At 56.0% G+C, this 17965-nt stretch carries 17 protein-coding genes; 10 read left to right on the top strand and 7 right to left on the bottom strand.

Features of this window, described 5'->3' with window-relative positions:
• Window positions 1–244 precede the first annotated feature (244 nt).
• From ABLV17_RS05085 to ABLV17_RS05070, 4 genes are read left to right on the top strand one after another with little or no spacing between them, the layout of a single operon-like run.
• Entirely contained in the window at window positions 245–1057 is an 813-nt protein-coding gene (locus tag ABLV17_RS05085) for an ABC transporter substrate-binding protein (protein WP_182015315.1), read from the top strand.
• Between the two features lie 5 nt (window positions 1058–1062).
• Window positions 1063–1881 (top strand): amino acid ABC transporter ATP-binding protein, encoded by an 819-nt coding sequence (locus tag ABLV17_RS05080; RefSeq protein WP_213317078.1) that lies wholly within the window; start codon window positions 1063–1065, stop codon window positions 1879–1881.
• Window positions 1878–2630 (top strand): amino acid ABC transporter permease, encoded by a 753-nt coding sequence (locus ABLV17_RS05075; protein WP_213317077.1) that lies wholly within the window; start codon window positions 1878–1880, stop codon window positions 2628–2630. Before ABLV17_RS05080 ends, ABLV17_RS05075 begins: the two co-directional genes overlap by 4 nt.
• Complete coding sequence (locus ABLV17_RS05070; RefSeq protein ID WP_213317076.1) at window positions 2620–3324, top strand: amino acid ABC transporter permease; 705 nt, start codon at window positions 2620–2622, stop codon at window positions 3322–3324. Before ABLV17_RS05075 ends, ABLV17_RS05070 begins: the two co-directional genes overlap by 11 nt.
• Here ABLV17_RS05070 and ABLV17_RS05065 read toward each other — a convergent pair.
• Complete coding sequence (locus ABLV17_RS05065) at window positions 3284–4192, bottom strand: LysR substrate-binding domain-containing protein (protein ID WP_045391015.1); 909 nt, start codon at window positions 4190–4192, stop codon at window positions 3284–3286. The two genes, ABLV17_RS05070 and ABLV17_RS05065, sit on opposite strands and share 41 nt — an antisense overlap.
• Before the next feature lie 134 nt (window positions 4193–4326).
• Between ABLV17_RS05065 and ABLV17_RS05060 the strand changes: the two genes are divergently transcribed.
• Together ABLV17_RS05060 and ABLV17_RS05055 are read left to right on the top strand one after the other, a co-directional pair.
• On the top strand, window positions 4327–5520 hold the full coding sequence (locus ABLV17_RS05060; RefSeq protein ID WP_213317075.1) for an MFS transporter: 1194 nt from the start codon (window positions 4327–4329) through the stop codon (window positions 5518–5520).
• A gap of 11 nt (window positions 5521–5531) precedes the next feature.
• Window positions 5532–6713 (top strand): amidohydrolase, encoded by a 1182-nt coding sequence (locus tag ABLV17_RS05055; protein WP_213317074.1) that lies wholly within the window; start codon window positions 5532–5534, stop codon window positions 6711–6713.
• Between the two features lie 17 nt (window positions 6714–6730).
• Here the strand turns inward: ABLV17_RS05055 and ABLV17_RS05050 are convergent, their stop codons facing one another.
• From ABLV17_RS05050 to ABLV17_RS05025, 6 genes are read right to left on the bottom strand one after another with little or no spacing between them, the layout of a single operon-like run.
• Complete coding sequence (locus ABLV17_RS05050; RefSeq protein ID WP_087859193.1) at window positions 6731–7426, bottom strand: fimbria/pilus periplasmic chaperone; 696 nt, start codon at window positions 7424–7426, stop codon at window positions 6731–6733.
• On the bottom strand, window positions 7395–8987 hold the full coding sequence (locus ABLV17_RS05045; protein WP_348854142.1) for a hypothetical protein: 1593 nt from the start codon (window positions 8985–8987) through the stop codon (window positions 7395–7397). The genes ABLV17_RS05050 and ABLV17_RS05045 overlap by 32 nt, the downstream gene beginning before the upstream one ends.
• A gap of 43 nt (window positions 8988–9030) precedes the next feature.
• Window positions 9031–11556: a CS1-pili formation C-terminal domain-containing protein gene (locus tag ABLV17_RS05040; protein WP_348854117.1), complete on the bottom strand. Its 2526-nt coding sequence runs from the start codon at window positions 11554–11556 to the stop codon at window positions 9031–9033.
• A 25-nt stretch (window positions 11557–11581) separates the two neighbouring features.
• Complete coding sequence (locus ABLV17_RS05035; protein ID WP_047080978.1) at window positions 11582–12250, bottom strand: hypothetical protein; 669 nt, start codon at window positions 12248–12250, stop codon at window positions 11582–11584.
• A 57-nt stretch (window positions 12251–12307) separates the two neighbouring features.
• Entirely contained in the window at window positions 12308–12895 is a 588-nt protein-coding gene (locus ABLV17_RS05030; protein WP_015704519.1) for a common pilus major fimbrillin subunit EcpA, read from the bottom strand.
• A 60-nt stretch (window positions 12896–12955) separates the two neighbouring features.
• The gene (locus ABLV17_RS05025) at window positions 12956–13498 is read right to left on the bottom strand and encodes a helix-turn-helix transcriptional regulator (RefSeq protein WP_047063962.1); all 543 of its coding nucleotides are present in this window, start codon (window positions 13496–13498) and stop codon (window positions 12956–12958) included.
• 803 nt (window positions 13499–14301) lie between these two features.
• On the opposite strand from ABLV17_RS05025, the gene phnC reads away from it, so the two are divergent.
• From phnC to phnE (ABLV17_RS05005), 4 genes are all read left to right on the top strand, one after another.
• Window positions 14302–15144 (top strand): phosphonate ABC transporter ATP-binding protein, encoded by an 843-nt coding sequence (phnC, locus tag ABLV17_RS05020; protein ID WP_213794284.1) that lies wholly within the window; start codon window positions 14302–14304, stop codon window positions 15142–15144.
• 31 nt (window positions 15145–15175) lie between these two features.
• Complete coding sequence (gene phnD / locus ABLV17_RS05015) at window positions 15176–16117, top strand: phosphonate ABC transporter substrate-binding protein (RefSeq protein ID WP_087859189.1); 942 nt, start codon at window positions 15176–15178, stop codon at window positions 16115–16117.
• 69 nt (window positions 16118–16186) lie between these two features.
• On the top strand, window positions 16187–17059 hold the full coding sequence (gene phnE, locus ABLV17_RS05010; protein WP_316425262.1) for a phosphonate ABC transporter, permease protein PhnE: 873 nt from the start codon (window positions 16187–16189) through the stop codon (window positions 17057–17059).
• Window positions 17056–17940 carry a phosphonate ABC transporter, permease protein PhnE gene (gene phnE, locus ABLV17_RS05005; RefSeq protein WP_045388453.1) on the top strand — a complete coding sequence of 295 codons (885 nt, stop codon included), beginning with the start codon at window positions 17056–17058 and terminating at the stop codon, window positions 17938–17940. The genes phnE (ABLV17_RS05010) and phnE (ABLV17_RS05005) overlap by 4 nt, the downstream gene beginning before the upstream one ends.
• The last annotated feature ends 25 nt before the right edge of the window (window positions 17941–17965 follow it).

Raw genomic sequence — 17965 nt, 5'->3', positions numbered from 1 at the left:
ATTTCAACCACAATCGCCGACGGGCGGGAAATATCAATTCCGAATTTGTAATCCTGGAAGATGCATATTCGCCGCTGCGCTTCGGTGACTAACCCCTTCCTGTAAAAGCGATTTGGTTAACAGCAATACCCCCATTTTTATTAAGAGATTTTGGTTATAGATAAGAATTTTTTCTTCTTTGCCGGACGAGGCGCTTTTGTGGGAGCGTGATAAACACAAAACAAAACAGGGATTCAGGGGAATGATGATGCATAAAACTTATACCAAAATCGCTTTTGCGCTGGGCGCGCTGCTGCTGGCCGCCCAGGCGCAGGCCGACCAGTTAGCCGATATCAAAGCCGCCGGGGTGGTGAAGGTCGCCACCTTCGACGCCAACCCGCCGTTTGGTTCCGTGGATGCTAAAACCCATCAGCTGGTGGGTTACGACGTCGATTTCGCGCAAGCTCTGGCAAAATCTCTTGGCGTCAAGCTTGAGCTGGTGGCCACTAACCCGGCTAACCGTATTCCGCTGTTGCAGTCCGGTAAGGCCGACCTGATCGTCGCCGATATCACCATTACCCCGGAGCGCGCGCAGGTAATTGATTTCTCTACGCCCTACTTTGTAACCGGCCAGCAGTTCCTGGTTCCGGCTAAGTCGCCGGATAAACTGGATGACTACAGCAAAGCGCGCATCGGCGCGGTAAAAGGTACCACCGGCGAACAGGCGCTGCACCAGCGCTTCCCGCAGTCGCGGGTACTCTCCTATGACGATATTCCATTGGCGCTGACCGCCCTGCGAAACGGTAACGTGCAGGCGATAACCCAGGACAGCACCATTCTCGCCGGGCTACTGGCGGGCGCGCCGGATAAAGCCAACTTTAAAATTCTGCCGGACCTGCTGAGCAAAGAAGAGATTGGCGTCGGCGTGAAAAAAGGCGAACCGGCGCTGCTGAAAGCGGTAAACGACGAGCTGGTTAAGCTGGAAAAATCCGGCCAGGCGGCGAAAATCTACGACACCTGGTTTGGCCCTGGCACCGCCTCTCCTCAGCCGCGCGCCTTTACCATAGAAGCGAAATAACCCTGATGTTTTCCGCCTTATTTTCACGCTCCGCGGCTTCAGCCGCGGATTTCTCGCATCTGCAGCAGGCCAGTATTACCTTTCGCGACGTGGTTAAACGCTACGGCGATCATCAGGTACTAAACGGCGTTAATTTAACGGTCAACCCCGGCGAAGTGGTGGCGATCCTCGGGCCATCAGGATCGGGTAAATCAACGCTGATCCGCCTGATCAACCAGCTTGAATCCTTAAGCGACGGCGAGATCCTCATCGATGGCAAACCGACCCGCCGCCTGACCGGCAGCGCGCTGCGCCAATTACGCAGCCGGATCGGCTTCGTTTTTCAGCAGTTCAATCTCTACGCTCACCTGACGGCGCAGGAGAATATTACCCTCGCGCTGGAGCGCGTGCACGGCTGGCAACACGATGCCGCCCAAAAGCGGGCGCTGGAATTACTCACCCAGGTCGGCCTCACGGATAAAGCGCGGCAGATGCCCGCTCAGCTCTCCGGCGGCCAGCAGCAGCGCGTCGCCATCGCCCGCGCCCTTGCCTCCTCGCCGCAAATCATCCTGTTCGATGAACCGACCTCGGCGCTGGATCCGGAGATGATCGGCGAAGTGCTGCAGGTGATGAAAGCCCTGGCCCACAGCGGTATCACCATGGTGGTGGTCACTCACGAGATGCAGTTTGCCCGCGAAATCGCCGATCGGGTGGTGTTTATCGACGGTGGCGAAATCCTCGAAACCGCGCCGCCGGCGGAATTTTTCGCCCGCCCGCAGCATGCGCGTACTCGCCGTTTTCTGCAGAAGGTGCTCGACCCGCTGCATCAGGAGAGCATTGAGTGATGGCGATACTCGACTGGCATGGCGTGCTCAGCGGGCAGCCGCTACAGTGGATAATCTCCGGCTTCCTGACCACCGTCTGGGTCAGCTTCGCCGGGATACTGCTGGCCACCGCGCTGGCGGTGCTGCTGCTGGCCCTGCGTCTCGGCGGCGGACGCCCCGGTCGCTGGCTGGTGGCGGCGTGGGTATCGCTGTTTCGCAATACGCCGCTGCTGGTTCAACTGCTGTTCTGGTACTTCGCCGCCTGGAACCTGCTGCCGCTGGCGGCGCGCGATTTTATCAACGACTCCCATAGCTGGTCGATTCTACCGGGCGACGTCTGGTGGCTGACGCCGGAATTTCTCTGCTCAATGTGGGGGCTCGGCGTATTTACCTCGGCATTTCTGGTGGAAGAGATTGCCGCCGGGTTGCGCGCCGTGAGCCACGGCCAGCGCGAAGCGGCGCTGTCGCAGGGATTTAGCCCGTGGGGTGAATTACGTTTTATTCTGCTGCCGCAGGGGCTGGCCAACGCCTGGCAGCCGATTGTCGGCCAGTACCTGAACTTGATGAAACTCTCTTCGCTGGCCAGCGGTATCGGTTTTGCCGAGCTCACCTACCAGGTACGGCAAATCGAGAGCTATAACGCCCACGCGCTGGAGGCCTTTGCTATCGGCACAGTGCTGTATCTGGCGCTGGGTATCGTTATGGGACTGGCGCTGACGCGTTTCGGTCCGGGATATCGTCAGCCACGGAGCGCACAACATGAACGCTAACCTCGCGGTGATCGCCGACAACCTTGATTATCTGCTGTGGGGACGGCTGGCGGAAGGCCAACCCGGCGGCGTGGCGCTCACTTTACTGATGGCCATCGGCGCGACCGCGCTGGCGCTACCGGGCGGTATTCTGCTGGCCTGCGCCGCCTGGCGCTACGGCGGAGCGGTCCGTCGTCTGCTATTCCTGTGGGCGGAAATTATTCGCGGTATCCCGCTGATCTTCGTTATTTTCTGGCTATGGTATCTGCTGCCGATGCTGACCGGCGGCGATCTGCCGGGCGCGGTGACGGTCACGCTGGCGTTGGCGTGGTTCACCGCCGCCTCGGTGATGCACTCGGTGCTGGCGGGGCTGCGCGCCCTGCCCGGCGGCCAGCATGAAGCGGCGCTGACGCAGGGATTCGCCCCCGGCCAGACGCTACGCTTAATCCTGCTGCCGCAGGCGCTGCGCAACGTCCAGCCGTCGCTGGTCGGCATTTTTATCGGCCTGCTGAAAGACACCTCGCTGGCGTTTATCGTCAACGTGCCGGAACTCACCACCGTCGCCGGGCAGGTCAATAACCGGGTGCAAATCTATCCGCTGGCGATATTCGTCTTTACCGGCGCGGTTTACTATTTGCTGTGCTGCGCCCTCAGCCAGCTGGCGAGCCGCCGTTTTACCAGGCGTAGCGCTGACAGGCGCTTCGCAGTCGATTGAGAAACAGCCGGGCATTGGCGGTGAGCGCCGATTTTTGCGACCATACCGCGCAATACTGCGCCGCCGGGAGCGTGGATACCGGCAGCGTGACCAGCTTATCGCCAAGCTGCAGCGGCTGGCTCATGGCGCGCGCGACGATGGTCAGATAATCGGATTCCAGTACCATCTGCAAGCCGACAATCACCGAGTCGGTGCGCAGCGGGGTAATCGACACCTGGCGATAAAAGTGAATCAGCTCGTTTTGTAGCTGCTGATAGTAACCCATCGGCGACTCCGGCAGCAGCCAGCGGGCTTTACGCAGCGCCAGCAGATCGCTCTCGTGCGCCAGCGGATGCCCCTTGCGCGCGATGACGCAGAACGGCGCGGTAAACAGCGGTTCCAGCATCACCCCTTCCGGCGGATGCATCGGGTCGACCGAACCGATCGCCAGGTCAATCTCTCCGCTGCGGACACCCGGCAGCAGCGACGAAAGCTGCCCCTCTTTCACCGTCATCTGTACCTGCGGCAGCGCTTGCTTAAATCCTTCGGCCACCTGCGGAAACACCGTCAGGGCAATCAGCGACGAAAAGCCGACCGTCAGCCGACCGTGGGTGACATGGTTTATCTGTTCCACCTCATCCGCCGCGCGCCGCAGCTCCTCCAGCACCCACTCCGCGCGCTGTAAGAAAGCGATTCCCGCTTCGGTCAGGGCGACGCCTTCTTTGCTGCGCAGAAAAAGTTGCGTGCCGAGGATTTGCTCCAGCTCACGTAATGTCCGGCTCAGCGCTGGCTGCGATTGCCCCAGTTCACGCGCCGCTGAGCGGATGCTGCCGCTACGCGCCACCTGCCGTAGCGCCTGCAGCTGGTTCAATTTGGGAAGATATTTCACCGCTCACCCCTATCAGAAAAAAGCATCACCTATAGAAAAATTATATCTTCCCGCCGCGCGGGTAAAGCCTGAGGATGCAGTGGGGGGATTTCCCACGACAACACATGCAACCATGAGACACCGGGCGGAAAAAAATGAAAAGTCAGTCTCAGATGATCTTCTTACTGTTTATCGGCTACGTGGTCGTTTATATCGACAAAACCGTCACCGGCTTCGCGCTACTGCCTATCGAAAAGGAGTTCGGGCTTAACGCCGAGCAGTTGGGCTACATTACCGGCATCTTTTTTCTCGCCTATTCGCTGTTTCAGGTTCCGGCGGGCTGGCTTAACGATCGCATTGGCTACAAAACCATGCTGGTGCTGTCGCTGGCGGCGCTGGGGATCTTCGCGCTGTGCTTCGGCCTGCTGGGAGCGAGCTTCGGCCTGCTGCTGCTGTTCCGCTTTCTGTCGGGCGTCGGCCACTCCGGCTATCCCTGCTCCTGCGCCAAAGCGGTGGTAAGCAACTTCACTCTTGAACAACGTACCTTCGCCCAATCAATATTGCTGTCGTCAGCGGGACTGGCGATGACCATTGGGCCGATTATCGCTGTTAACGCGCTGGCGCTGCTCGGCTGGCATCTGTCGTTCACCGTACTGGGGATCGTTGCCTGCGCTATCGCCCTACTGATCGCCCTGCGCGTGCCGCGCCGACAGCCGACGGCGGTGGTCGCGAAACAGAGCGCCGCTGGCGCCGCCCTGTGGCGTAACCCCACGGTTATCCTGCTCTTTCTGGCTATCTTTTGCGTCAATATTCCCAGCTATGGCCTGATGGCCTGGCTGCCGAAGTTTTTTGTTCAGAGTATGGGAATGTCGCTTTCTGCATCCGGCTACGTGGTGGCCGCGGGGGGGCTGGGGATCTGGATCTCATCGCTCGGTACCGGCTGGCTGGTGGGCAAATATTTTCTTAATCGCGAACCGCTGGTGATTGCCATCAGCGCGCTAATCAGCGCCGTGGCGATCTTCGCCATCTTCCACGCCCGGACGCCGCTTATCGCCAGCCTGCTGCTGTTTATCGGCGAAATTTTCCTGATGTCGACCTTCGTCACCGCCTTTACCCTGCCGATGAAGCGCCTGCCGGAAAATATGATGGGCTCGGCCATCGGTCTGATTAATACCGGTGGTACCCTCGGCGGCTTTGTCTCGCCGATCGTCATTGGCTATCTGGTGGAGAAAACCCACGGTTACGCCAGCGCTTTCCTGTTTCTTTCACTGGCGATGGTTTGCTCCGCGCTGGCGGTGCTGCCGCTCATGAAACGTAAAACCGTCGTCAATCAGCCCGTTATTGATTGAAGGAGTCACTGATGCAACACGCCACTGAACAATTCATTTCCGCCGCGGCCGAGGAAGCGCTGCGCTGGCGTCGGCATATCCACGCCCATCCGGATCTGTCGTTTAACGAGAAGCCGACCGCCGATTACATCGCCCGCGAGCTGGCGCTATTTTCCGGCCTTGAGATCAGCCGCCCGCTGGAAAATAGCGTGATTGCCGTACTGCGCGGCGCGCATCCTGGGCCCATGTGGGCGCTGCGTGCCGATATCGATGCCCTGCCGCTCCAGGAAGAGAGTGGTGAAGCATTCTGCTCAACGAAGCCCGGGGTGATGCACGCCTGCGGTCACGACGCGCATACCGCGATGCTGATGGGGGCGGCGAAAGTCTTGTGCCAGCTTCGCGAACAGCTGCACGGCAGCATTAAATTCATCTTCCAGCCTGCGGAAGAGGTGCCGCCGGGCGGCGCACGTGAGCTGGTTGAGCTGGGCGTGGTTGACGACGTCGAACATATTTTCGGCCTGCATGTTTTCCCCACCAGCCCGGTTGGCGTGATAACCCTGAAAGAGGGTGTGTACGTCGCCTCCAGCGATAACTTTGATATCACCATTCGCGGCAAAGGCGGCCACGGTTCGATGCCACAGCACTGTATCGATCCGGTGACCATCGGCGCGGAAGTGGTCGGCGCGCTGCAGCAGATCGTCGCCCGCCATATCGACCCGGCCAACGCGCCGGTGCTGACTATCGCCACTTTTCAGGCCGGCGATAGCTATAACGTGATTCCCGACAGCGCGCGCCTGGCCGGGACGCTGCGTACCCATAGCCAGCAGGTGCGCGAGGCGGTACCGCCGCTGATGGCGCGGATTATCGACGGCATCACCGCCGCCCACGGCGCCAGCTACGAAATCAAATGGCAGCAGGGCTATGCGGTGGGCAACAACCACGACGCCACCAATCATATCGCCCGCGAAGCCATAGCCCGCCATTTCCCGGCAGGCACGCTGCAGCTGCAGGATAAGGCGCTATTCGGCAGCGAGGATTTCTCCTCCTACCAGGAGAAAATCCCCGGTACCTTCCTGTTTATCGGCTGTGGCAACCCGCAAAAAGGGGCGACGTGGAACGTGCACAACCCGCATTTTCGCATCGACGAAGATGCGCTGGCGGTCGGCATTAAGACCCATATCGCGCTGGTGAGTCAGTTGCTGAACGAGGAATAAATCAGGCGAATGCCCGGCTATTTCACCGGGCAATCATTGCTGATTTTAATAAATTTCTCGTTATAGATGATGTAGTGGTTGCCGGGCTTACGCAGCGACGACTGGCGAACGACATCGCCGGGGCGCAGATACCAGGCGTCCCCCTCCTCTTCCGTGGTGTCGCATCCCGGTTTGATCAGCAGCTTAAACCAGGTATTGCCGGTATTACTGACGCTCCCCGCCGCTTTATCGAACGCCCATTTAAACTGAACCTGCCGCGGGCGCACCACCAGAATGGTATCCATCACCACCACCGGCTCCATGCTGATCTGCCCGCCCGCCGGGGCGCGCATCACCAGGTTGCGGGTGGGAATTTCACGAAACGAGACCCGATAGTAGCGTTCGCGGTTATCCTTCGGCCCGTGATAATAGAACTTAAAATATTCGCTTTCGCCCGCCTGCAGCGTCAGTTGGCGCGGGGCGAACAGCAGTTCGCCGTCCGCCGGACGGAGGCGCACCTCACGGCCGCCGGGCCGGTCGATGCCAACGATCGACACCCGATATAGCCGCGCGCTTTTATTGTTGTTGATAACTCTCTTCGCCGCAAACTCAGCGTCAGAGGCCAGCGAAAAGGTCAGATTACCGACAGAAATCGCCTGCGCCAGCGGCGTAGCCAGCAGCCACAGGCTCGCCAGCGCCAGCTTAATTAATGTTACGCCACGTCGCCTGGACATGAATCTCTCCTGAAGCGCTGACCTCGCCAAACCAGCCGTTGTCGGTGATGGTGCGCAGCGAGATAGGATCGTCCATAGCAATCGAGAAGCGCACCGTTGTTTTATCCATCTGCCCCACATCGCCGGAAATATCAGTCCACGGCGTGGTCAGCCATAGCGCATCGGTCATGTCGTGCCAGCTATCGTCGCAGCCGGCGTCGTAACTTTTCGTCGCCCCGCTTTGGGTAATGAAAGAGAGCGACGCCGGAAACGGCACCTGCGCGGTACCGTCCGCCGAGCTGAACAGGCAATACGAGCGCCCGCTAATCGCCTGTGACGGACCGGTCACTTTAATCAACACCTCATCGGCGGCGGTTTTGCCGCTGGTGGTGACGATGTAGCCGAAATCCAGCGCCGGTTCGCCGCTGCCGACGTAGCCCTCACGTGACGGCGCCGAAGTGTACTCATCGGAGATAATGCTGATGCTGAAATCACGCGGTTTGATAATCAGGCTATTGGATGTCGAGAATTCATACCAGCCGGATTCCGGCGAAGTGGTGTTATAAAAACGGAAGTTAAACAGATCTTTGGTGTTAATGTCGCTAATGCCCAATGCCACCATCTGCTTGAAAAAGTTACTGGAGAAAAAGACATAGATAGAATCAGAGCTCTTCATCTCGTTAAAAGTGTAATACTGCAGAATGCCGTTGACCGGTTTCCATGAGTTACCGTCAAGGCTGAACTGCATATCGTAGTTACCTACTGCCGATGCCAGCGCAGAGTTACTGATAGCCGGGAAAATGTGAATCGAACTGTTGCTTAACCCATTAGTCTGCAGCGTATAGTTAACCATTTTGCAGCTTAAACCGGAGCGAGAACCAATCGTTTGTGTACGGCAATCGGCATTGCCTTCACCCAGCGTGGGCACGCCGTCGCTGTTGATAAACACTTCCGCCAGTGAGTGGGTGTTTATCAGGCGTAAGTGCCCCGCTTTGGTATGGGTTACGTCACGGATATACCAGGTACCTGACGCCTGATCTTTACAACGCTCGCCTTTGCTCGCATCGTAAACGACCGATGTCTGGCAGGAATTAATCGTCATCGTAAAACTACCGCCGATCGGCATCTGCTGCAGGTATTGATAAAAGGCATCGGACATCATCCCGTGCCGCCATTTCGTCCCGCTCCCCGTTGAGACGCCGTAAAATCCATTAGCATCGGTTGACTGGGGTAAAATCAGGCTGGTTGCCAGGTCGCATCCCGAGTACCAGTTAATACACCGTAAACCCAGTAAAGGGTGAGAGACCGGCGCATTATCCAGCCACATATCAAACCGGTAATTAGCGGAGATCCCATGGTTGTGACCATCATCGATATAACCCAGACTGACCTGACGGTACGCGGTATCGCCAGAACCGGTTGATTTTAACCCGGTCCAGCGGTTTGAGCCGGTCAGGCGGGGATCCAGCGCGCCGCCAGGGGTGACAAAGAAGTTGTCATCAGAGTTGTTCTCGACAAAGACAAATTCGCGCGCCGGAGCAGCGGCTTCAGAATATTTTGTCACCGCCGCCTTAGCGTTCATCGCCAGCGGCGCAATCGTCAGCGTCGCCAAAGCGAGTAGCCACTTAGCTTTCATTACCTTCTCCTGTCTGCTGCACCGCCGCCCATGAAGAGAGACCGCTGCATACTACGTCCCCTACCCACACCGCGCCGCGCGCCTGGCTGAGCTCCAGCGCCACTTCGCAGGTTTTATTTCCGCCGTAGCTAAAATCGATGGTGGGATATTTTTTATCGACATCCATGACAAATTCACCGTTCTCATCGGTGCGGGTGCGCCCGATATGGTTATTAATGCGCGCGTTCGCCAGCAGCGTGCCGTCTTCGGCGCGGATGCGCCCGGAGACGGTGACCATCTGCTTCACTTCCGGCTCGATCACCGCCACGTTACCGGGATAAAGCGTCAGGTGACTCTTACGACCGCTGACAATGTCGTAGCTGTCGATCGAGTTTTTACTGTTCTGCAGTTCGACTTCATAGCGGCTGTACGGCGACAGCGGCAGATAATTGCGTTTACCGCTGAGCTGCACGATGCGCCCGTTAACCTTAGCGCTGAGCTTGCCGTCGTCTTCCAGCCCGGTATTGAAGATCACCCCGGCGTTGCCGTCGGTTCTTCCGCTGGCGGCGATATTTTTCCCCTGCCAGCCGACGCTGCCGCTGGCGGTCAGGTTGGTGTTCACGTAGCCGTCGGCGCCGCTGTTGACGTTCAACGTGCCGTTGGTATAGCGTGTTTCAAACTGCGTATAAGCGCCGCCGCTTAAGGTTTTGTCGTCGCCGGTATCGCCGGAAATCGCCCGCGAAATATTGGCGCCGACGGTTCGAATCGCTCCTTCATCAAACTGCTTACGCGCCGAAATGTTGGCCATGGTATAGCCGTTCTGGTGGGTCATTCCGGCGCTGAACCAGTTGCCCAGCGGCAGTGATAAATCGAGGGCGATATATTTCCCGGTGTTGGCGTTGCTATCGCCGTTGTTATAGCGCTGTAAGCCCGCGCGCAGGCCTAGCGAGCCAAAAGAGCCGCTATAAATCGTCTGGTAATAATCCGCCGTGTAGTAATGGCTGTTGTAGCGGCGATCATCGTTGTAGCTGATGCTAAAAGTACCTAGTTTTGACCACAGGGCGTTCAGGTTCAGCGTGCCGCCGATCGCCCGGTTATCGGCATCGCTGCGGCGCAGCTTATCGCCGATGACGGTCTTTTCCTGGTTAATCCACAGCGAGCTAAAGCCGCCGGGCAAGGTGGCGCTAACGCTGCCGATGCTGCTCCAGGAGCTGTCGCTGGCCAGCATGTTTTGCAGATTAATATTCACCGCCTCGGTTAGCGGCAGCGTAATGCGCGTTTCGCCGACGGCGTTGCTATCGTAGCCGTAGCTGCTCGCCGCCCAACTGAGGGTGCTAAACGATCCGGAGGCCGATGCCCCCGCCAGCCAGCTCTCTTTCGCCGGCTGCGTCTTTTTACCGCTTTCCGACCAGCGGTCCATATGAAAACTGCCGCCCCAGATTTGCCAGGCCAGCGGCGCGCCCGCGCCGCGTCCACGGCTGAACAGTTTGTTGACGCGTTGGGTGCGTTTGCTGACCACTCTTCCGTTAACGATAACTTCGACGTCAACGTCGTAAATACCGTACGGCAGGCCTCGGGTATCAACTTCATGATTACCCATGACGAAGTTCTGCACGCTTAACAGGCGCCCGTCGCGCATCAGGTGAACCTCGCCTGCCGCCGGTAAGAATGCCACCACTGGCGTTGCCGACTGGCTGTTGTCAAATACCGTCGAGCTGGCCTGGTTGCCCCACGACGCGCCGTAGATTTTACCGGCCGAAATCGCGGTCATCGGCCCCAGCGATTGTAAGTTCCAGGTATCCAGCATCCCGCCGGCAAAACGGTGCCCGGCGAAGTCGCGCTCGTACATCGCTTTATACAGTTCGTTGTCCTGGTGGCTGGTGCCGATGCCGTACAGCGAGCCGTCGAGCACCACGTGATGCTCGCGCAGCGCGCTAACGCTATTGAGTGACAAATAGCTGGAGGTATTACTGCCGCCGCTACGCATCTGGTTGTTGTAGACCCCGAGGTTGTAGGTAAGGTTATTACTGAAGGTTTTAACGCTCGACTGGCCAATATCCTCGCTGCGCGACCGCAGCACGGTTCCCAGCGCCTCACGTTTCACCACCAGTTGTAGCAGCAACTGGCGCAGACTAAGTTGCAGCTGCGCGGCATCGGTTAAGGGGATCTTCAGCGCATCGTTGAAAGCCTCATTGGATAAACGGCTGAGCTGTTGACGTGTCTCGTCGCTGACGCGAGCGTTGTCATCGCCCTCTTCGAGGGTGATTTGCCGAACCCGCAGCACATCGCCATCAAGCCAGATATACGCGGCGCCGATACGCTGATCGTTCTGATTATCGCGGCTGCCTTCAAGATGAATAAACAGAGGGATGCTCATGCCGTCCTGCAAAGCCTGGCTGAAAGCCTGCGGGATAATCACGCCGCCGATTTGCTGCACGCGCTCGGCGGCCATGCTGTCGCTATAAGGCGCCAGCAAAAGAACCATGCCGGAGGCAAGCAGCGCGTTCAGTCCAGGGGTGATCCGTCGTAAAGGCATAGTCTTAATCCATCAGCACACATGTCTATTTCACGGGAACAAACTGCTCGCCCTGCCAGAGCGCGACCCGTCCTTTTTTGTCAGCAATATTGACGCGCGTGAAGCGACGCGATTTCCCCGGCATCAGGTAGTAGTTTTCTTTGCACTCTTTGCCATCGGCGATTTTCAGACACGGGCCATAGGCGATGATGCGCAGGGTGGCGTTCCCGGTATTGGTCAGCGTGTCGCCGGCAAACTGATAGCGAAAATTAGCCTGACGCGGCGCCACCACCAGAATGGTGCCGATGCGGGCTGAAGCGGTGGCCACGGCGCTGCGCTGGGAGCCATTGCGCTGGGCATCGCTTAAGGCCTGATCGAACCAGACAATGCGGTAGTAGCGCTCTTTATCATCCGCCGGGCCTTTGTAGAAAAAGCGCACCACTTCACTGGCCTTTGCGGGCAATAACAAGCTAGCGGGGGTCAGCAGGACTTCATCCTGTTTATCCATCGGGATCACTTTGCCGCCATCCAGCGGTGAAGAGAGACGTTCCAGATGAATGTTGATTAAGCGGCCGCTGTCGGTGGTATTTTTAATCTCTTTACTCAGCGTGCTGCTGCCGCTGTTCATAAAGGAAGAGATATCGCCGACATCCAGCGCCCGCGCAGGGTTAGCCAATCCAAGCAGCAGGCCAATGGCCAGGAGATGTTTTTTCATAAGCGTTCAGTCCATGAAGAGGCAGGGGTATTCCCCCTGCCCGGTGCTACGAGAAAATCAGCTGGTCCAGGTTGCGTCGAACTGCACGCTCACGTCACCGCTCCAGATCCCTTCCGGCAGCGTGCTGTAATCGGTTACCGCGGTGGTGCCGTCGGTGGTACCGCTGATGATGGAGAAGTTAAAGCCGTCCTGCGCGGTGGTGCGGCCTGCGGTGTTGTAGCCGTTAGACAGCGCGCTGAGGTTGCCGCCCAGTACGCCGTTAGCGGTGTCGATCATGATGGTGTCAGCACTCTTTTCTACCGCGGCGCCGTTATAATCCACGCCCACGCTCAGCGTTGAGCCGGAGGTATCCAGCTGAGTTAGAGTGTTAGTGATAAGACGTGAAGTCAGTTTGAAGGCAGTCGCCGTGGTATCGCCTTCAACCGCAACATCAAACAGACCTTTTTGTGAGTTAAAGCCTTTAATCCCTTCGGCATACTGGAAAGCCAGGCTGCCAAGCGGGGTAACAACCAGTTTGCTGGAAGTGTCTTTTTTCGCGGTTGCAGACCAGGTAGCAACGGCCTGAGCAGTGACATCAGCAGCCTGAGCAACACCCATTCCAGCAAACGCCGTTACCAGAGCAATAGCAATAACCTTTTTTTTCATAGCTTTTTCATCCTGAGTTTAATTAAGGACAAGTCGTCCCGGTGTACCACTAAATAAACGTTACATAACTAATTTATAAATTTTTGAATACAGCTTGGCCTCAGCATTTCGCCGATGGGTATAAATAGTTTTCACACTGCAATTTTCAATTCTGGCGATAGATTTCGGATGCATTCCCTGGGCCGTCATTCTGATCACCGTCATTTCCCGGTCAGTAATTTTTTCTTTCTTTATATCTTTACGCAGAAACCGGCCATTAATTACATAGGCCAGATCTTTTCTTATATCGCGCGCGAGGTCGACATACACCACGCCGCGAATATCACCGTTGTAATACCAATAATTGGCTAACGCTTCTGACTTTCTCGCGGCAATCAGAATGATTTGTTTGCCCTTGGCCTTGGCTAACCAGTCGTTGTCATAGCGAATAAAGTAATTTAATGCATTGGTACTCAGATTGATAAACAAAAAATCCTTACATATTTTATCCAGTGACAAATAAATAAGTTCTTCGATATCTAAAATGAGTTCCGATAAGCCTTTTAAAAAATAAGTATCATGGGCTGGCCAAATACACTTATCAAGGGAGCATTGTTCGTCCATATACTGTTTATCCTCTTCATCCTGGAATACTACCTTTCACCCCATCGCCGATAGCCAGGCCTGCAGAGATTAAACCTGCAAATTACCCCTGTTTAAATTGGTTATAATAAAACACCAGCGGCATTATTTAATAATTAATAATGTCGAAATTATTTATCGATTTATATTTTTTGTTGGATTCAAATTTAGGTTTTTTCTGATTAAGTGTCAACAAGCAGGATGTGAAGCTAATTCTCATTTATGTCAATTTTTTGCTTTTTGGCGAAATCCTATTTTTTGCTCAAAAACAAAAAACATTTAATTTCATGTGGTTATTGATCGAAAATTCCTACAATCCGAATCGATTATTATATCATCCAGGATCATAACCCTAATTCATTAGGAATATTCTTAATGGATGAGATAAATGACGTTGCGAAAAATCTTAATAACACATAAAAGTAAGAAGATAATACCGCAAAACAGCCATTTACAAGATGATTCACCCAATCATAAGCTGCATGAATGGTTTTAAGCACCGCACAAAAAGCCTAAACATAAACAAAAAAACCACTTGCAGAGGACTATTAATCCAATGAAAGAATGATATCTAAGAGAATGAGATTACTTCTCATATTTCTTTCTTATTTACTCTCATTTTCATTAGTGTAGTCCATTACGCAATGATTGCCGCTGACATGTTCCTCTTGCCTTGCAGATAAGCGTTTCATCACGCTTTCATTATTTGTTCGCCTTACCGTCATCGAAAGTTCACACAAAACGCGATTAATAGTGGCCAGTTTATGACGAACCAGGACACTCTTATGAACAGCTCTCTTGCCGCGGTGGCGGAAACCGAATTTTCGCTAATTACGCCCATCACCCCAACCCGGCAGCGGAAAGTCTTAAGCGTGCGCAACCTGAGTAAATCTTATAATGCGCAGCAAACCGTGCTCGATAACATCAGCTTTGACCTCCATGCCGGCGAGCTGGTGGGAGTGATTGGCCGCTCGGGAGCCGGGAAATCCACGCTGCTGCATGTCCTGAACGGTACTCACAGCGCCACCGGCGGTGAAATACTCAGCTTTCCGGAAGTGGGTATGCCACATGATGTTTCACGCCTGAAAGGACGCGCGCTCAATGCCTGGCGCAGCGAATGCGGCATGATTTTCCAGGACTTCTGTCTCGTGCCGCGCCTTGATGTGCTGACTAACGTACTGCTCGGCCGCCTGAGTCAAACCTCAACCCTGAAGTCGCTGTTTAAGGTTTTCCCTGACGCCGACCGGGCTCGCGCCATCTCTCTTCTCGAGTGGATGAACATGTTGCCGCACGCGCTACAGCGGGCGGAAAACCTCTCCGGCGGCCAGATGCAGCGCGTAGCAATTTGCCGTGCGCTGATGCAAAACCCCGGGATCCTGCTGGCGGATGAACCCGTCGCCTCGCTCGATCCCAAAAACACCCAGCGAATTATGAACGTATTGCGGGAAATCAGCGGCCAGGGGATTAGCGTGATGGTCAACCTGCATTCGGTCGAACTGGTCAAAGAGTACTGCACCCGGGTCATTGGCGTCGCCAAAGGCCGCATCATTTTCGACGATCATCCCGCACAGCTGACTCAGGATGTCCTGCATCGGTTGTACGGCGATGAAATTAGCCAATTGCATTAATTTCCTTTAGTAAAAACACACGGGCAAAATAATGAACAAACATATTAATGGCGCAGTTCGTTTATCCGCAGCACTCGCAGCTCTATTACTGACGTGGCAAGCGAGCGCCGCTGAACAGCCGAAGGAATTAAATCTGGGGATCCTCGGCGGTCAAAACGCCACGCAGCAAATTGGCGATAACCAGTGCGTGAAACAGTTTCTTGATAAAGAGCTGAAGGTCGATACCAAATTACGTAACTCATCCGATTATTCTGGCGTCATTCAGGGACTGCTGGGTGGTAAAGTCGATGTCGTATTAAGTATGTCGCCTTCTTCTTATGCCTCGGTCTATATCAATAACCCGAAAGCCGTCGATATTGTCGGTATCGCCGTTGATGATAAAGATCAGTCCCGCGGCTACCACTCGGTGGTCATCGTCAAAGCTGACAGCCCGTATAAAACGCTGGACGATTTAAAAGGCAAAGCCTTTGGCTTCGCCGACCCGGATTCCACTTCCGGTTATTTAATTCCAAACCACGCCTTTAAACAGAAATTCGGCGGCGACGCGGATAACAAATACAATAACTTCTTCTCCAGCGTCACCTTCTCCGGCGGCCACGAGCAGGACATTCTCGGCGTGCTGAACGGCCAGTTTGCCGGCGCGGTCACCTGGACCTCAATGGTCGGCGACTACAACAGCGGCTACAGCGTAGGCGCTTTTAATCGCCTGATTCGCATGGATCATCCGGATTTGATGAAGCAAATCCGGATTATCTGGCAATCGCCGCTGATCCCGAACGGCCCGATCCTCGTTAGCAATGCGCTGCCGGCGGACTTCAAAGCCAAAGTCGTCACCGCGCTTAAAAAACTGGATACCGACGATCACGCCTGTTTTGTGAAAGCGATGGGCGGTACTCAGCACATCGGCCCGGGCAGCGTGGCCGATTTCCAGCAGATCATCGATATGAAACGCGAACTGGTTAGCGCGCGTTAATCCCGTACTGATGCCGCCGTTCGCAGATCAATGCGGACGGCGGCGCTACGTTAAAGACCTTTTCGCCGCATGAATAATACCCATACCGAATTTGAACGTTATTACCAGCAGGTCAGGACGCGGCAAAAGCGCGATACCTTCGGCTGGTCGCTGGTGCTGCTGGCGCTCTACTTTGCCGCCGGGCACGCCGCCGAGTTTAATCTGTTCACCATCTGGCGCTCGTTGCCAAACTTTCTCGATTATATGTTCGAGACGCTGCCGACGCTGCATCCGGGCGTCCTGTTAGCCGATTCTCATACCAAAGGCTCGCTGGCGTACTGGGGCTATCGCCTACCGATTCAGCTGCCGCTGATTTGGGAGACGCTGCAGCTGGCGCTGGCCTCCACGCTGGTGGCGGTCGCGGTAGCGACGATACTGGCTTTCCTCGCCGCCAATAACGCCTGGTCACCGGCGCCGCTACGCTTCGCCGTTCGCGTGCTGGTGGCCTTTTTACGCACCATGCCAGAGCTGGCCTGGGCGGTCATTTTCGTCATGGCGTTCGGTATCGGCGCGATCCCCGGTTTTCTGGCGCTGATGCTGCATACGGTCGGCAGCCTGACCAAACTGTTCTATGAAGCGGTGGAAAGCGCGCAGGAAAAACCGGTGCGCGGGCTGGCGGCCTGCGGAGCATCGGCGCTGCAGAAGGTGCGTTTTGCCCTGTGGCCGCAGGTGAAACCAATTTTTCTCTCTTACGGCTTCATGCGCCTTGAGATCAACTTCCGCTCATCCACCATTCTTGGTCTGGTGGGCGCCGGCGGGATCGGCCAGGAGCTGATGACCAACATTAAGCTCGATCGTTACGATCAGGTCAGCATGACGCTGCTGCTGATCATTATTGTGGTGTCGCTGCTGGATATGCTTTCCGGCCGCCTGCGCCAGTGGGTTCTGGAGGGGAAAAAATGAGCCAATGGCAACATCAACCGGATATCGCCGCCAGCCGCCGCCAGCATCAGGCGCTGTATAAGACCCAGGGGCGATACTTGCGCTACGTCGGCCTGCTGGCGCTGGCGAGCGTACTTTATTACGTCTGGTTCTTTATGCAGTTCGGTATCAGCAGCGAACAACTGGCTACCGGACTACAGCAGATGGGGCGCTATCTGCTGCGGATGTTCGTCTGGCACGATTTCTGGAACTGGCCGTTTGCCTATTACTTCACGCAAATCGCCATTACGCTTGCCATCGTCTTCGCCGGGACGATTACCGCGACGGTCATCGCGCTGTTGCTGTCATTCCTGGCGGCGCGCAATATTATGCGCGGCGTGATTCCCGGCATTATCGCCGTGTTGATGCGCCGCTTGTTTGACATGCTGCGCGGTATCGATATGGCTATCTGGGGTCTGATTTTCGTGCGCGCCGTAGGGCTCGGGCCGCTGGCGGGGGTACTGGCGATTATTATGCAGGATACCGGCCTGCTGGGCCGCCTGTATGCTGAAGGCCACGAGGCGGTAGATCGTTCGCCGGGACGCGGCCTCACCGCCGTCGGCGCTAATGGTCTGCAGAAACACCGCTTCGGCATTTTCACCCAGTCGTTCCCGACTTTCCTGGCGCTGAGTTTATATCAGATTGAATCCAACACCCGTTCCGCCGCGGTGTTAGGTTTTGTCGGCGCGGGCGGGATTGGCCTCATCTACGCGGAAAATATGCGTTTGTGGAACTGGGATGTGGTGATGTTTATTACCCTGTTGCTGGTCGCGGTGGTCATGGTCATGGACACCCTCTCCGCCTGGCTGCGCCGCCGTTATATCGGCGGCAGCGTGGTGCCGTTGTATCAAAGTCAGCAATAACCCCTCTCCCCGGTGGCGCTACGCT

The organism is Klebsiella sp. CN_Kp091 (assembly GCF_040065095.1).
In the GTDB taxonomy this organism is placed as follows: Bacteria; Pseudomonadota; Gammaproteobacteria; order Enterobacterales; family Enterobacteriaceae; genus Klebsiella; species Klebsiella aerogenes.
Note: the sequence above shows the minus strand (reverse complement) of the source record. Positions and strands in the feature narration are given on the sequence as shown.

What these genes read in the sequence shown, in the direction of transcription:
- ABLV17_RS05070 (WP_213317076.1), top strand. Translation starts at nt 2,620, where the DNA reads ATGAACGCTAACCTCGCGGTGATCGCCGACAACCTTGATTATCTGCTG.
- ABLV17_RS05055 (WP_213317074.1), top strand. Translation starts at nt 5,532, where the DNA reads ATGCAACACGCCACTGAACAATTCATTTCCGCCGCGGCCGAGGAAGCG.
- ABLV17_RS05050 (WP_087859193.1), bottom strand. Translation starts at nt 7,426, where the DNA reads ATGTCCAGGCGACGTGGCGTAACATTAATTAAGCTGGCGCTGGCGAGC.
- ABLV17_RS05045 (WP_348854142.1), bottom strand. Translation starts at nt 8,987, where the DNA reads ATGAACGCTAAGGCGGCGGTGACAAAATATTCTGAAGCCGCTGCTCCG.
- ABLV17_RS05035 (WP_047080978.1), bottom strand. Translation starts at nt 12,250, where the DNA reads ATGAAAAAACATCTCCTGGCCATTGGCCTGCTGCTTGGATTGGCTAAC.
- ABLV17_RS05060 (WP_213317075.1), top strand. Translation starts at nt 4,327, where the DNA reads ATGAAAAGTCAGTCTCAGATGATCTTCTTACTGTTTATCGGCTACGTG.
- ABLV17_RS05025 (WP_047063962.1), bottom strand. Translation starts at nt 13,498, where the DNA reads ATGGACGAACAATGCTCCCTTGATAAGTGTATTTGGCCAGCCCATGAT.
- phnE (WP_045388453.1), top strand. Translation starts at nt 17,056, where the DNA reads ATGAGCCAATGGCAACATCAACCGGATATCGCCGCCAGCCGCCGCCAG.
- ABLV17_RS05085 (WP_182015315.1), top strand. Translation starts at nt 245, where the DNA reads ATGATGCATAAAACTTATACCAAAATCGCTTTTGCGCTGGGCGCGCTG.
- phnE (WP_316425262.1), top strand. Translation starts at nt 16,187, where the DNA reads ATGAATAATACCCATACCGAATTTGAACGTTATTACCAGCAGGTCAGG.
- phnC (WP_213794284.1), top strand. Translation starts at nt 14,302, where the DNA reads ATGAACAGCTCTCTTGCCGCGGTGGCGGAAACCGAATTTTCGCTAATT.
- ABLV17_RS05040 (WP_348854117.1), bottom strand. Translation starts at nt 11,556, where the DNA reads ATGCCTTTACGACGGATCACCCCTGGACTGAACGCGCTGCTTGCCTCC.
- ABLV17_RS05030 (WP_015704519.1), bottom strand. Translation starts at nt 12,895, where the DNA reads ATGAAAAAAAAGGTTATTGCTATTGCTCTGGTAACGGCGTTTGCTGGA.
- phnD (WP_087859189.1), top strand. Translation starts at nt 15,176, where the DNA reads ATGAACAAACATATTAATGGCGCAGTTCGTTTATCCGCAGCACTCGCA.
- ABLV17_RS05080 (WP_213317078.1), top strand. Translation starts at nt 1,063, where the DNA reads ATGTTTTCCGCCTTATTTTCACGCTCCGCGGCTTCAGCCGCGGATTTC.